This window comes from Microvenator marinus (genome assembly GCF_007993755.1).
In the GTDB taxonomy this organism is placed as follows: domain Bacteria; phylum Myxococcota_A; class Bradymonadia; order Bradymonadales; family Bradymonadaceae; genus Allomicrovenator; species Allomicrovenator marinus.
The window spans coordinates 4,929,898-4,943,333 of the sequence record NZ_CP042467.1 but is presented as its reverse complement, the minus strand read 5'-3'; the positions used below and the strand labels follow the sequence as shown (position 1 = coordinate 4,943,333).

Below are 13,436 nucleotides of genomic sequence, written 5' to 3'. Positions count from 1 at the left end.
TCAATACGGGGTCATGGGATAGAGGTTCTGATCCTTGAGATCGCGCTCAAGTTTGACCGCCCAGATATTCTCTCTCGCGCCCTTGTAGGGGAAAATAGCCTGAACTTCATTCAGGATAGCCACCATCTCTCGGTACATTTTACGCTTCGAAAGGTCGTGGTATCTGACGCGCCGCTGCTGGAAAATTGTATCCAACTCGGTACGGAGCTTGTCGCGATTCGTCTTCAGACTGGCAAACTGTGGCGGTATCGGATCCACACCGCCTTTCTCGAGAAGGGCAAGCGCCAACTCATACTTGAAGTAAGCATCGAATCGGTTTCGAATATCCACTTCGATCTTTTGAGACAATTGTTCGGCCACACGGAACTCGTTGGTCGCTCGCTCCGTGCACTCGGCTGCGCCCACACAATCGACTTCGCTACCCTGGAAGCGCAAAGGCTCAGTCTCGCTAATCTCTTGGCTGGTTTCCGCTTTTTGTTTCGGCCCGTCACCAAATACGAACCATCCAGTCCCACCTACGGCGGCCAAGACCACGAGAATGAGAAGTGGATTCGTGCGCTGAGACTTTTCGGTAGCTTTCTTCTGCGCTGCCTCAAGCCTCTGGAAATCCGTCTCAGCAACCTCCTTTTCCCCCATGGCATCCGCGCTCTGAGCGATTTCATCCCACGAAGTGATGTGGTTGTCGTCGCGTGGAGGAGCGGGTTGACCGGGAGAAGACGCAGGCTGGCCAAAACCCGATGGCTGTCCAAAACCCGATGGCTGTCCAAATCCGCCCGAAGCAGGCGGTGCAGTTCCAAAGCCACCAGATGAAGGTGGCGTTCCGAATCCACTGGGTGGACTTGCCGGCTGATTAAATCCACCTGACGCCGGAGGGGCACCAAAGCCGCTCGGTGCGGGAGGTGCGCCAAAACCACCAGACGCGGGAGGGGCTCCAAAACCGCCTGAGGCAGGGGGTGCTCCGAATCCACCAGAAGCGGGAGGAGTGCCGAATCCACCAGAAGCGGGAGGGGCACCAAAGCCACTCGATGAAGGTGGCGCACCAAAACCGCCAAAGCCTGGCTGACTATTTGGTTGAGCGTATGAAGGAGCGTCGGCGCGGAACACGAAGGAAAACTGCCCTATCTGAAGGGCGTTTCCGTCACTAAGAGCGACTTCTCCACTGACTGCAGATCCATTGATCGCAGTGAGTCCGCCTTTTGAAAGGACAACAAGACGATACGCGCCGCCCTGCCCTACAATGCGCGCATGCTGACGGGAAACGGTCGGGTGATCGAGCACGAAATCTGCGCTCTGGTCACGACCGATGGAGATGCTGGGCGTGTCAAACGTGTACTTTTGACGCTGCCCATCCTGTTCATGCTCTAACCAAAACGACATTTACAGCTCGCACTCTCACTGATTCATGATCTTCAGAACCATGGCGCCCATGACCACCACGATCACAGCACCGAAGATGAACATCAGTGGCATAAGAATCTTAACCGCGGCCTGACTGGCCATTTTCTCGATCTTTTGAGTACGCTTGTTTCGGATGGTATCCACCTGCACCTCAAGCACGTTCGCAAGAGGGCTACCGCGTTTCTCAGACTGAAGAATGGTTCCGACCATCGATTGCAGATAGTCGGACTTCACGCGCTCACAAAGGTTAATCAACGCATCTGAACGCGCCGTACCCACGCGCATCTCCTGAAGAACCACGCCCAATTCCTGGCACATCGGGTCATCTGGATTCTGCTCCTGACCACGAGTCACAACGCGGTCGAGCGCGGTCATGAAGTCAAGACCAGCGCGCATTGAAAGCACCAAAAGGTCGACGGTGTAAGGGAGTCGGCGGTCGATCTCCATCAAGCGCTCCACGATCGCTCCATTCAAGCTCAAAAATGGCATGTAGAAGCCCACTCCTGATGCGATCACAGCCACAGGAATCTGCGGAAGCCCTGTCATCATCATGGTGAGAAAGAAGAGTGCCAGAAACATTCCGAGTGCTGAAACACAACAAAGGCCAAGGAACTCGTTTGGAGTGAACGCACCCATGAAGCCAGAACGCATCAGCTTGTCGCGAAGGTCCATGCGAAGCTTGGAGATCTGAAAGAACTTTGTATCCGGCATGCTCCGGAAATAGTGAGCGAAAATCTTAATCAGAGGCAGCGTAATCGCGTAGAGATCGTTGTTCTCGAGTAGACGCTTTCTCTTGGTGAGGCGGTAGCCGAAGATCTCGTCCTCTTCCACTTCATCAGGCACAAACCCAAAAACAAAGAGGGAGAAGGCGATGAATATGAGAATGACCGAGAGGTACGCAAAGACTTGTGTTGGGATTCCAAACATGGAGACCTCAGACTTGAATACGGATAATCTTGAGAATCAAGACGACGCCGATAACGTTAAGAATCGCAGCCACAGCCAGAATGCCGTACCCAGGCAATGTCTCGAATAGAGGCGTAATGAGCTCGGGGTCCATCAAGTAGAACAACCCCACAACCACCGCAGGCATCAAGCCCATAACCCAAGCCTGCATCTTTCCTTGCGCAGTCTGAGTATCGATGACGCGCTCAAGACGATAGCTCTCTCGGATGGTCGACGCGATATCTTCCAGAATTTTTGGGATATTGCCACCCACCGTTCTTCCAATAATGAGCGCCGATACGGCGAGCTGCAGGTTCCTTGCTGGAACGCGCTGTTGCATATTGATGAGCGCTTGATCGAGGGGAGTACCGAGTTTGTACTCTTTGAGCAAAACGCTGAATTCCTGCGTAATTGGAGGACCCATCGAATTGATACAGTCTTGGATAGCGTCAGGAAGTGCAGGGTTAGCTTTGAAGCTGTTCGCCATGTAAATCATGGACTCTTCGACCTGTTCGTCGATCATTCGCAGACGCTTTTTCCACGAACTCTGAAGGTAGAACCTCGGCCCCATGATGCCGATAACGGCTCCAACAACGGTTCCGAAGAGCCAGTCGCCAAGTAGGATACTCATCATGACAATCGCGAACGCAAAGAACACGATGTGAAGGAGGAAGAACTCTTGTGGCGAAACGTCGAGGAAGAGTCGGTAAAGCTCCTTTCCTACGATACGCTCGTAAACACCACGTTCTTTGGCAACCTTCGAGGCAGCCCACTCGCCTCCTCCGACCACAGCCAGAGCGGCGGCGATGAATGCAAGCGCAATGGCGACAATGATTGTCATATCTCCCATCGGAGAACCTCTTTAGTGTGCGAACAAGTCGACATTACACCATAGTGGCGTACTACGAATAAAGTTCGTTGAAGTTTAGCTGCCTGTAAACAGATTCGCAAGGAGCACAGACTAGAAGAAGTCTTCTGCTGTGGCCAATCCTTTCACGATAAATTCCTGCACAAACGTAGGAAGATAGCCCGTCGCGAGGTGATATCCCTGCACTTTGTTTTTCTCGTCAATGCCCGTCTGCTTGTAGCGATAAATATCCTCAATGTGCACAAAACCGTCATCGTCGATCCCGACTACCTCTGAGATATAGGTGACGCGGCGAGACCCGTCACTGAAGCGAGACTGCTGAACGATGATGTTCACCGAGTTGGCAATTTGCTCACGAATCGCGCGTGTCGGGAGCTCCATACCACTCATCAGAACCAGGGTTTCGAGGCGAGAAATGGCCTCAATAGGGCTATTCGAGTGAACGGTTGTCATGGACCCGTCGTGACCGGTGTTCATGGCCTGCAACATGTCGAGTGCTTCACCACTTCGACACTCACCGACCACAATTCGGTCAGGACGCATCCGGAGCGCATTTTTCACGAGGTCACGGATCTCGATCGCTCCTTTACCTTCCAAGTTCGGAGGTTTGGTCTCGAGACTCACCACGTGTTCCTGCTGAAGCTGTAGCTCGGCCGCATCTTCGATGGTCACAACACGTTCTGTGGGCCCGATGAAGGACGAGAGCACGTTCAAGAGCGTGGTCTTACCGGACCCTGTACCACCCGAAATGATGATGTTCTTACGCCCACGAACTGCACGGGCGAGGAACTTACCCATTTCCGGGGTCAAGGACTGAAACTTGATGAGATCGCCAATACCGAGGCGATCCTCAGGGAACTTACGAATGGTCAAGCACGGGTCTTTAAGCGCAAGCGGAGGAATCACGGCATTAACGCGAGATCCGTCAGCCAAACGAGTATCAACCAGCGGAGTCGATTCATCGATACGACGGCCGCGAGGAATCACGATACGCTCGATGACCGTCATCATCGCTTTTTCGTCGTTAAAGAATCGGTCTGTGAGAATCAGCTTTCCGCCCATCTCCGCGTAGATATGCTCGCGATCCACAACCATGACCTCGGTCACTTTGCGGTGTTTGATCAGGTCCTCGATCGCGCCCAAGCCACACACGTCGTCCATCAAATCCTTGAAGACGCCTTCTTTGGTAAATGGTGGCGGAATGAGGTGGCCGTGAATTTGAAGCAACTCTTTGAGCTTTTCAGAGACCTGGCGAACCACTCGAGGAGACGCGTAGTCAGTAATCTCAAAGGAGTGGAGGTCGAGCCTTTCTTTGAGTTCTTCGTGGAGTTGATGCTTGAAGCGAATGATTTCGTTTCGCTGCTCCCTAGGAAGCATCTCCACCTTAGTACCCGTGAGGCTGATGCGCGGCTCAGGAGGCTGTGCATCCGGCGCAAGGAAGCCGAGGAAGTTTCGTACATCTTCGGGATCATTGGACCGAAGCTCGCGCGTTCCCATGTCTCGACCGTGCGAGTGACGCTTCGGCAACGGCGCAGACGTTGGCTGCGGTTGCGATTGCGACGATGGACCGCTCGGCCTCGGTGTCGGGGAAATGGCCGGTCTAATGCTCTGACCCGTCTCCGAGACCTGTGCAGATCGAGAGACAGGGGAGATCGGAGCAGACGCGCCTGATTGGGCGCCCGGTCCTTCCACACTGACCATGTAGATATCGATCTGAGCCGCCTCTCCGAGCCGCATTTCACGGACGCGATCGACGCGCTCGCCGTTGACCATACATCCATTGGCCGACTGATTCACAAGAAGGATACGATCGCCCATCACCTTGATGGTGGCGTGCCGTCGGCTGACGGTTTTTGACCCCAAGATGATATCGTTATTCTGACTTCGTCCGATCGATATTTCGGCTACAGCCTGCTCTACGGGATAGAAGTACTCTTTGCCGAAGTTATCAACGACGCGTATTTGCTTCATAGATCAATCGAGTAAGTCAGCGTTCGGATCTGGCTTGGTCTCAGCCTTTGGCGCTGGTTTAGGGGCTGCAGCAGGTGCCTGCACGTTGGAGAGTTCTGGAAGATCTTCCGCCTCAGCACCGGCATTCAAGAGGTCTTCAAATGCGGCTTCAACAAGCGTTCTGTGAAGCTTTCCACCTGGCTCGTACACGCGAGGGGTCAGGAAGAAGGCATTGTCGATACCGGTACCGACGTAGCTACGAGACTTGAAGAGCCAGCCGAGAATCGGAATTCGGCTCAACATCCAGAAGCCTTGCTCGTTGGAGGTATCAAGCACGTTTTGCTGAGCTGAGATCAGGACAGATTGCCCTTCCATCATGTTCACAACGCTATTGAGCGAGGTGTTACGCAATGCAGGCAGATCACCGACGCCGTTGGCATAATCGAGCTCCGAGATATCGGCATCGATCGCCACTTTGACGCGATTTTCGAAGTCGAGAATCGGCTTCACTTTCACGCGAAGACCGTACTCCTTCTCAACAACAGCGCCCACGTCTTGTCCAACGATACGGATGAGGAGCGTACCACCTGAGTGGTATTCAGCTTCCGTACCGGTTTCTGTGACGATCAACCCTTTCTTAACTTCCTTGATGAGGCCGTGTTGCTCCATCAGATCAAGCGTGAGGTTGATATTGCCGATCAAGGACCAGTAAGACGCGCCGTCTCCACCAGTCAAACCGATGGCATCCGGAAGACGACCAGGATTAACTTCTCCAGGGAGCACACCCGATCCGAAAGACTCTCCACCCGTGCTTCCGGGGTAGAAGAGCGGAACCTGGCCGGTACCGAAGGAGTAGTTTGCGCCGAGGAATTGACCCCAACCCACACCGATATTGTCCTGATTGGTCGTTGCCAACTGGAGGAAATAGAGGTCGATAGCCACCATTCGAGCGCCTTCAACGAAAGCCTCACGGAAGGTGGTAAAGTTCAAAACCTGCTGCGGGTAGATCTCAACAAGCTTTTCGATCTTGCGCTTGTAGATTTCGCTCGCGACCTCGCCTTCAAGCAAAACGCGCCCCTTAACCACTCGCACATCCACGCCGGAGCGCTCGCCGAGGGTTTCCCGAACTTCTTCTGCAAGCGAGTCAGGGTTTACGTCCACCACTCGAATGAGAAGCGTGCGTTGACCGCGGTCTGAGAAGATATTGACAGTGGTCACACCAGGCTGCTTTCCAGTCAGGATGATCTGACGGTTGTCCGAGGTAGGACGGGCGTCTGCGATCTGGGAGAGACCGATGGTTACACGGTCAACGCCACGGGCATTGAAGGTCAGTGTTTCGCCAACTGAAATGGTGAATTCTTTGTCTGGCGCCTGTGCGACTGCCACACTCGAGGCGAGCGCGGTTGCAGCAAAGGTCAGTCCAACAGCACCCAAGCGATTCAAGGTGTTCATGTCTCTCCTTAACTCGTCGACTAGTCTTTAGCGTGTGTTCACGCTGTCGACCCTTAAGCATTGGTAATTAACGTTGTGGAGTATGGTACGACGCGAGAAAAATCGCAACCATGGAAATTGGCATTTTCCTATAGATTCCCAAAAGAAGAGGCCAAGAAACAAAAAAACCCGGCAGGCCGGGTTTGATAGTGGAGAATCAAGAGGTTTATCGACGGTCGTCGCCGCGCTCGATAATTGGTCCTGCTGGCTTTTTCGGCCCGGACTTCTTAACCCTGACGGTACGAGCAGCTTGGATAACTTCGAGCTGCGTCATGACCTCTTTGAGTGTTCGACGCGACACGGTGTGCATGTCCACATCTTCGCGGTTTCTGAGCAGAAGCGTCATCTTTCCGCGGGTCTGCGAGATGGTGATGAGCTCAGCTTCTTCGATGGTCACCGAGAGCGTGACGGTTGCGTAGCCCGAAGCCTGACGCTGGTCACCCGTTGGAACATCGGAGATCTCTTGGCCCACAGCGAGAAGGGTCACGTTTTGAAGGAGCGTCATGGTGATGTAGCCCACGCCGTCTTCGCCCTTTTCGTCCGCCACAACTTGGTCCGCGCTACCCACAGGGAACGTCGCGAGGATGTCCACGCGATCCCCTGGACGGAGAAGGCCCGAAACGCCGCTGATAGCATCAACAGGCATCGACATCGCGCGCTCTGATGGAGGAATCTTGGACGACAAGGTCCTCGAAACCTCTTGAACGCTGAAGTCGCTCGTAAGAATCATCGCGCCCTGCTCCACGTTCACCGCCAGAGGCGTGTTGAGGTAGATGTTCAGGTCTGCCTCAAGAAGTGGGTTAGGAGGAAGGAAGCGCTCAGGCACTTTCTCGGTTGTGATTCTGTCTTTGGTGAGCGGGGTGCCAGCGGGGATATTACGCGCAGCTTTGACCACCTCACGCTGGTCTCTCATCAACACTTCGGTTTCTTTCTCTAGCTGACTTGCGTAGAGGTAGAGCAAAACAGCAGCGAATAGACCGACGATAATCGCTGCGATGAGGAGTTTTTTCTTTGCCATGCGTCATCTCCCGAGTAGCGCACTCAAGTTGAGTTAAAGTTCCACAGATAGCGACAAAATAGCAGACTGAAGGGGGCGGGTCCAGTCCCTCATTTCGTTGTTTTCCCCCAACGCTCAAAGATGTCTGTGATCACAGCGTCGGCACTTGGGATTCCGGTGCTGGGACGCTGCGTAAAAAACTCGCTTACGTTCGCTCCACGTTGCTCGGAATAACGAAGGGCCTTTGAGTAGAGATGGATCACGTCGGCGGCTTTCACCACTTTTGACTCTGGACACTCTCTTCGATGATAGCGCTCCCAGAGCTCGAGCCACTCGCCCGTCCCGACGATCTTCTCCACTGCGTTTCTTTCTGCCTCGTGGGCCACATCACCGAGAAGCCGCTTCGACTCGGGCGTCAGATCACCGATCAGAGACTCACCGATATCATGCAAGAGCGCCATCTTGAGCGCACATGCTTCGTCAACGCCTTCGACTTGGTCGCAGAGCCACATGGTGATCAACGCCACGTGGAAGACGTGAGAAGAAATGTTTTCGCACGGGGAAACACCAGCGTTGAGCCAACCCGTTCGTGGGAGGGCCTCAAGACGCTCAGTGAAATTTAAGATATCCAAAAGCTGCATAGGAAAGCTCCAAGGTCGTTCATCTTGGATGCTAGGTCACAACTTTGCAGATCGCCAGAACTCAAGCTCTAGCTAGACGACTAGACGTAATTCGAAGTAAGTGTCTCCAGAACTTTCTAAATTTGGAGATGTCCATGAAGACCCGTACCGCTCCTCTCTTCGGCCTGATCGCCCTACTCCTCTTTGCTTCATGCAAAAAGGAAGAGGCGACAGAGGTTAAACCCGAAACCAATCAGGCCGGACCGAAGACGACCGAGGTCGAAGTCCCCGCGACCGAAGAGAAATTGACCCTGAACCTCACTGCGGCCAGCATCGCTGATAATGCGGCGATCGCGGAACTTGAGAAGGCACTATCGGAGAAACTTGGGAGGTCATTTGAGGTTTCCATTTCGGCCGATGTCGCAGGAGTCGTGGAGTCGCTTCGCAACAATGAAGCCAACCTCGCCCGCCTCCCCGCGTGGCCTTACCTGGCCGCGCATCATCGGGCCGACATGTCGGTGTTTGCTGTAGAGATGGTCAACGGGAAATCCTCACAAGACTCTCTCTGGGTGGTGCGAGCCGATGAAAAGGCGAAGTCGCTGGTGGAGTTGAAATCGAAGGCGATTGGATTCACAACGAACACATCTGCAGCGGGCTACCTGTTTGCTTCAGCGGCGCTCTTTGACGCGAAGGTTCTGACTCTCGATGATGACCCGATGAAAATCTTCAAAGACGTCCAATTCACTGGTGGAGAACGCACAAGCGTCGATCGATTGATAGCTGGGGACTTGGACGCCGTGGCGCTTAGTCAGGACGGATTCGAGAAACTCGACGAGGAAACACGCGCAAAGCTCAAGATCTTGAATACCCAGGGCCCGGTACCCCGTGCGTCGTTCTCGATGAAGAGCATGATGTCTCCCGAAGACAAGGAGTCCATCAAGAAGGCGTTCCTCGAGCTTGATCCGGCGCTCATCAAACGAGCGTTTGGCGTGGACGGATTGTCGGCGGTTGAGGAGTTTGAGTATTCAGGCGCGATGGAGAAAGTGGTGCAGACGGTCGCGGCAGACCTTCCCCTTTGAGTGGAAGGCCAAGAAAAGCGAAAAGCCCCGAAATTCGGGGCTTTTCTTTTATGCGGAAGGGGGGACTTGAACCCCCACGACCTTGCGGCCACTGGCACCTGAAGCCAGCGCGTCTACCATTCCGCCACTTCCGCGCGGGCTGAGTGAATATATTTGTCCGATTGGTCTGTCAACTTAGTTCCATCGGAACGGAACACTTTGCGCGTCGGCAGGCTTGTATCCAGCTCGAGCAGGCATGACGCCGCTATAGAGCTGCGAGAAGATGGCGTTCTGAATGACCACGATCGACCTGCCATTATCTGAGATGACATCGAACGAAAACCTAAGCGCAACGTCCTTCATCCCGAGGACGATCCGCCGATCACCGCTCGGTGTCTGACTCATACCCATGACGTAGAGTTGCGCGTTATTCAGATAGGGAATCGCGCCTGGCCGAAGCATGGTGAGTGGCTCTTGGCCCTTAAATGCTTTGTCCAATTCGTCGATGAGCTGCATGTAAGGAACGTCGTAGACGTGTTCGAAGTCGAGTCTCGGCCCGTTCACAACCTGCCTGGCCTCGATCAGAGGATACGGAAGTTGGAGCGGAGATTCTTTGTAACTCGCTGGCTTAAGGAGCGATGAATAGTCAGCAGCCTTAGGACTATAAGGGGCTCCTTGAGCGCTAGCCAATGTGGGTAGCACCATCGCAAGACTTAGAACGGCAAGTTTCAGCTTCAACATCGTGACTCCTAAATTCGAATACCTTCAGCGTGATACTAGCCGCTGGCCCCAACTATTCAAAGCCAAATTCCTTGAGCACTTGGCGACCCGCTTCAAAGTCTGAGAGTTGTCGAAGCACGCCGAACCACCCCTCCTCAATCTTGGCCGCAGCGTCGGGCAGAAGATCTTGTCGCGGCTGGATACCTCTCGCGAGGTGCTCCTTGAGCCGAGCGATAAAATAGCCCGAAGCCTGGAACTCGAATGGGCTGCCGTCGAGTAGGGTCGCCTTCGCAGACCTCGAGCTTGAGGATCGGGACTTCAAATTCTCAACCAGCATCAACATGTAGGTTCCGAAGACTTCGGCAAAGAGATCCTCGAGTTCACTTAAGTCGCGCAATTTTGGTTCGAGCCAAACGCCTTTATGCCAGCGCCATGCATCCACGCGATCGATGAACTCGTTGACCCTGGGGTAGCCCTCCAGCGCCTTTGCACCAAGCGGGTCCGAGCGATGTTGCCATAAGACGCCGTAGAACGAGAAGTCGGCAACGCTCGGGGTGTTCCCGAAGATGTAGGGTTGATCCTCAAAGAGAGTCTCTAAAGTAGAGAGGAGACGGCTTCTGGACGCTTTGAGCGCCTCTTGGTCGCTCAAGACCCCTTTTTTTGCCAGAGTCTTTGAGAGTACTCGCCCAACCTGGACACCAAGAGCCTCGGAGGCGACAGGAATGCCAAAGAAGAGCTCCCTGCCAACGCGCTTTCCACAGACTTCGGCGACGTCGGGCGCCCATCGGTCGGTGACGAACCAACGAACCATCCATTCATCCGCAAAATCTTCAAGAAGCCACGCCAGAAACCCTGCGCCTTCAAAATCCGGAATCAACGGGCGTTCCGCCCTACTCTGGATATGTTCGATGATGCGGGTTGAGTCGTTGATCGGGCGTCCAGACTCCAAGAGCATGGGCACCATGGTAGCTCCTGAGCGTCGCTTGATGGTCGCGAAACGATTGATGATGTTCTGGTGCACAACTTGGGGTGCTAGGCCCACATAATTGAGCAGAGCCCAAATCTTAATCGAATAAGGACTCGCCTCGGAAACATAGAGTTTTAGGGCCATTTTTTCCTCTCAAGTCTCCAAACTTTCGCGGTTTCAATTGCGTAAATCTCATAAAGGATACGGTCGATTGTCGCCAAAGCCGATACGCCCTCTCGCTTCAATTGGATCTGGAGTTGTAGGGTGTAGCGGCCCGGACTGACCACCGGCCATGTCCCGCGTTCTACATCTTTCAAGAGAACGGCGAGCCTAGAGCCGCGAAGGGCATCGAGGACAAGGCTTTCATCGGAGGCCGGCTGAACGTCGGCGGCGTCGATGAAGCTGATCCCTTTGTCTTGAAGGTGGACACGAAGGTCCATGAAAGGACCTTATTCAGGCAAGCAGAGGAAGAGGAAAGCGTTACATTCGTAACCGGTTGGACACTCTCCTTCTGTGGTGCAGCGCTCAGCACATACGTTGTTTACGCATGCACCCGACTCACACTCTTCCACGGTGTCCGAGCACTCTTCGCCAAGCTGCTTGGTTCCACGCGTTCCAGGGACACAACAACGCACCTCAGTCGCGGGATTGTTCTGCGTCTCGCAAACCGTGGTCTCGGTGCAATCCACGCTGTACTCACAAACCGCTGCGCTGATCTGCTCACAAGACTCAACCACGCCACCGCCATTCGTGGTGGTCTGATTGTTCGTAGTGGTCTGATTGTTCGTAGTGGTCTGATTGTTGGTTGGCGTCGTGTCGTTGTTCGACGCGTTGTTACTGGTTGTCTGGTTGTTGGACGACTGGTTTGTGCCGTTGTTCGTGGTGCACACGATATTTGGATCGTTACAATTGACCGTCTCTTCATCGTCGCTACAGGCTGCCGCTGCGAGAAGGACCGAAACCACACCTGCTGTCAAAACTACTTTAATCACGTTAATGCTCCGTTACTAAGCCATTTGGTGGCGCGCATACTAAGCCAGAAATTGCCCGTGAACAAACTTCAAATCTTGCGATAGATGGTTCGAGTGGCCACACCGAGGAGTTTCGCCGTTAACTTCTTATCATTGCCCGTCATTTTGAGCGTCTCTTCGATAACTCTTCGTTCGATCTCTTCCAGAGTCGTACCGAGCGGCACGCTCAGATGTTGCGGATTCTTTGTGGTTGTGGAGAGTCCATCGGGCAAGTCGTCCTCTCCGACAATCCCGTCACGGTCGAGAACGACCGCACGTTCGATCAGATTCTCTAACTCTCTGACGTTGCCCGGCCACGAGTAGTTTCGGAGCGTCTCCATGACTTCGGCGCGAATTCCCTGGATTTGCCGACGGTTCTTCTTGGCGTAGATCGCGAGGAAATGTTGGGCGAGCAAGGGGACGTCGTCAGTTCTGGCGCGCAGGGCTGGAGCGTGGATATTGACCACGTTTAGTCTCCAATAGAGGTCATCTCTAAAATTCCCAGTCCGCATTTCCTCTTCCAAATCTCGGTTTGTGGCGGCGATGACACGTACATCAACCTCGATCCTCTGGTTTGAGCCAAGACGTTCGAACTCTCCTTCTTGAAGCACACGCAGCAGCTTGACCTGCACGGCTGGGCTCAACTCTCCGATTTCATCCAGGAAGATGGTCCCGCCGCTTGCGGCCTCAAATCGGCCTATCCGACGCTGATTTGCGCCGGTAAAGGCGCCCTTCTCATAGCCAAACAATTCGCTCTCGAGGATGGATTCGGGAAGGGCAGCGCAGTTCACTGTGATGAACGGCTTCTTTTCGCGCTGAGAACGCTCTACGATCATTCGCGCGAGCAACTCCTTTCCGGTTCCTGACTCGCCGGTGAGTAGCACCGTCACATCCGACGGAGCGACCTGTTTAACAAGGCTGATAGCCTTCAAAATGGGTGGGGACTGACCGACGATGGTTCGCTCGTTTTTGAGCTCTGCGATTTGTGCCTTCAACACTCGGTTCTCTGCCACAAGGGCCTGCCTCTCGAGCGCCTGTGCCGCACTCTTGACGATAGTCGCCCTCTTGATGGGCTTTGTGATGAAGTCGTAGGCGCCCTCTTTCATCCCCTGGACAGCTCGCTCCACCGTGCCGAATGCCGTCATTAGAATCACTTCGCACTCGGGGCGAATCGTCTTGATGAGTTTGAGAAGCTCCATGCCGCCGAGATCGGGCATCATGAGGTCCGTGATGACCAGATTGACGGGCTCCTGGCGCAGGATTTCAAGGGCGGAAGTCCCCCCTTCGGCGCTCAGGACCTCGTATCCCTCCTTGGCAAACAACTTCTCGAGTGTTTTTAGATGCGCAATTTCATCGTCTACGAGAAGTATTCTGGCAGTGTTCATGAGATATGTGGCGTTCGGGGTTGCTTT

13 protein-coding genes and 1 tRNA gene are annotated in these 13,436 nt (G+C 54.1%); 1 reads left to right on the top strand and 13 read right to left on the bottom strand.

Translation table 11 applies throughout. The features are described 5' to 3' along the window. The 7 genes from FRD01_RS20270 to FRD01_RS20240 form a co-directional block, all read right to left on the bottom strand. Nucleotides 1-1,377 carry an FHA domain-containing protein gene (locus FRD01_RS20270; protein ID WP_146962761.1) on the bottom strand — a complete coding sequence of 459 codons (1,377 nt, stop codon included), beginning with the start codon at nt 1,375-1,377 and terminating at the stop codon, nt 1-3. 15 nt (nt 1,378-1,392) lie between these two features. Further along, nucleotides 1,393-2,325, bottom strand: a complete 933-nt coding sequence (locus FRD01_RS20265) for a type II secretion system F family protein (protein ID WP_146962760.1) — start codon at nt 2,323-2,325, stop codon at nt 1,393-1,395. A gap of 7 nt (nt 2,326-2,332) precedes the next feature. Then, nucleotides 2,333-3,193, bottom strand: a complete 861-nt coding sequence (locus FRD01_RS20260) for a type II secretion system F family protein (RefSeq protein WP_146962759.1) — start codon at nt 3,191-3,193, stop codon at nt 2,333-2,335. A gap of 111 nt (nt 3,194-3,304) precedes the next feature. Beyond that, nucleotides 3,305-5,182, bottom strand: a complete 1,878-nt coding sequence (locus FRD01_RS20255) for a TadA family conjugal transfer-associated ATPase (RefSeq protein WP_146962758.1) — start codon at nt 5,180-5,182, stop codon at nt 3,305-3,307. 3 nt (nt 5,183-5,185) lie between these two features. Further along, nucleotides 5,186-6,613, bottom strand: coding sequence for a pilus assembly protein N-terminal domain-containing protein (locus FRD01_RS20250; protein ID WP_146962757.1), 1,428 nt, complete (start codon nt 6,611-6,613; stop codon nt 5,186-5,188). Between the two features lie 205 nt (nt 6,614-6,818). Beyond that, nucleotides 6,819-7,670, bottom strand: coding sequence for a Flp pilus assembly protein CpaB (gene cpaB / locus FRD01_RS20245; protein WP_146962756.1), 852 nt, complete (start codon nt 7,668-7,670; stop codon nt 6,819-6,821). Between the two features lie 89 nt (nt 7,671-7,759). Further along, nucleotides 7,760-8,290, bottom strand: a complete 531-nt coding sequence (locus FRD01_RS20240; RefSeq protein WP_146962755.1) for an HD domain-containing protein — start codon at nt 8,288-8,290, stop codon at nt 7,760-7,762. A gap of 134 nt (nt 8,291-8,424) precedes the next feature. Between FRD01_RS20240 and FRD01_RS20235 the strand changes: the two genes are divergently transcribed. Further along, nucleotides 8,425-9,348 carry a phosphate/phosphite/phosphonate ABC transporter substrate-binding protein gene (locus FRD01_RS20235; protein WP_249755780.1) on the top strand — a complete coding sequence of 308 codons (924 nt, stop codon included), beginning with the start codon at nt 8,425-8,427 and terminating at the stop codon, nt 9,346-9,348. A gap of 51 nt (nt 9,349-9,399) precedes the next feature. Here the strand turns inward: FRD01_RS20235 and FRD01_RS20230 are convergent. The 6 genes from FRD01_RS20230 to FRD01_RS20205 all read right to left on the bottom strand — a co-directional run bounded on the left by FRD01_RS20230 (nt 9,400) and on the right by FRD01_RS20205 (nt 13,409). Then, a tRNA-Leu gene (locus tag FRD01_RS20230) sits at nt 9,400-9,482 on the bottom strand. A gap of 40 nt (nt 9,483-9,522) precedes the next feature. Further along, nucleotides 9,523-10,068, bottom strand: coding sequence for a hypothetical protein (locus FRD01_RS20225; RefSeq protein ID WP_146962753.1), 546 nt, complete (start codon nt 10,066-10,068; stop codon nt 9,523-9,525). A 52-nt stretch (nt 10,069-10,120) separates the two neighbouring features. Then, nucleotides 10,121-11,158 carry a glutathione S-transferase family protein gene (locus FRD01_RS20220; protein WP_146962752.1) on the bottom strand — a complete coding sequence of 346 codons (1,038 nt, stop codon included), beginning with the start codon at nt 11,156-11,158 and terminating at the stop codon, nt 10,121-10,123. Then, nucleotides 11,149-11,454: a hypothetical protein gene (locus tag FRD01_RS20215; protein ID WP_146962751.1), complete on the bottom strand. Its 306-nt coding sequence runs from the start codon at nt 11,452-11,454 to the stop codon at nt 11,149-11,151. Before FRD01_RS20215 ends, FRD01_RS20220 begins: the two co-directional genes overlap by 10 nt. A gap of 9 nt (nt 11,455-11,463) precedes the next feature. Next, on the bottom strand, nt 11,464-12,006 hold the full coding sequence (locus FRD01_RS20210) for a hypothetical protein (protein ID WP_146962750.1): 543 nt from the start codon (nt 12,004-12,006) through the stop codon (nt 11,464-11,466). 68 nt (nt 12,007-12,074) lie between these two features. Next, complete coding sequence (locus FRD01_RS20205) at nt 12,075-13,409, bottom strand: sigma-54-dependent transcriptional regulator (protein ID WP_146962749.1); 1,335 nt, start codon at nt 13,407-13,409, stop codon at nt 12,075-12,077. Between the last annotated feature and the right edge of the window lie 27 nt (nt 13,410-13,436).

Bases quoted from the DNA above. Each gene is read 5' to 3' on its own strand.
- FRD01_RS20270 (WP_146962761.1), bottom strand. From the start codon at position 1,377: ATGTCGTTTTGGTTAGAGCATGAACAGGATGGGCAGCGTCAAAAGTAC.
- FRD01_RS20265 (WP_146962760.1), bottom strand. From the start codon at position 2,325: ATGTTTGGAATCCCAACACAAGTCTTTGCGTACCTCTCGGTCATTCTC.
- FRD01_RS20260 (WP_146962759.1), bottom strand. From the start codon at position 3,193: ATGGGAGATATGACAATCATTGTCGCCATTGCGCTTGCATTCATCGCC.
- FRD01_RS20255 (WP_146962758.1), bottom strand. From the start codon at position 5,182: ATGAAGCAAATACGCGTCGTTGATAACTTCGGCAAAGAGTACTTCTAT.
- FRD01_RS20250 (WP_146962757.1), bottom strand. From the start codon at position 6,613: ATGAACACCTTGAATCGCTTGGGTGCTGTTGGACTGACCTTTGCTGCA.
- cpaB (WP_146962756.1), bottom strand. From the start codon at position 7,670: ATGGCAAAGAAAAAACTCCTCATCGCAGCGATTATCGTCGGTCTATTC.
- FRD01_RS20240 (WP_146962755.1), bottom strand. From the start codon at position 8,290: ATGCAGCTTTTGGATATCTTAAATTTCACTGAGCGTCTTGAGGCCCTC.
- FRD01_RS20235 (WP_249755780.1), top strand. From the start codon at position 8,425: ATGAAGACCCGTACCGCTCCTCTCTTCGGCCTGATCGCCCTACTCCTC.
- FRD01_RS20225 (WP_146962753.1), bottom strand. From the start codon at position 10,068: ATGTTGAAGCTGAAACTTGCCGTTCTAAGTCTTGCGATGGTGCTACCC.
- FRD01_RS20220 (WP_146962752.1), bottom strand. From the start codon at position 11,158: ATGGCCCTAAAACTCTATGTTTCCGAGGCGAGTCCTTATTCGATTAAG.
- FRD01_RS20215 (WP_146962751.1), bottom strand. From the start codon at position 11,454: ATGGACCTTCGTGTCCACCTTCAAGACAAAGGGATCAGCTTCATCGAC.
- FRD01_RS20205 (WP_146962749.1), bottom strand. From the start codon at position 13,409: ATGAACACTGCCAGAATACTTCTCGTAGACGATGAAATTGCGCATCTA.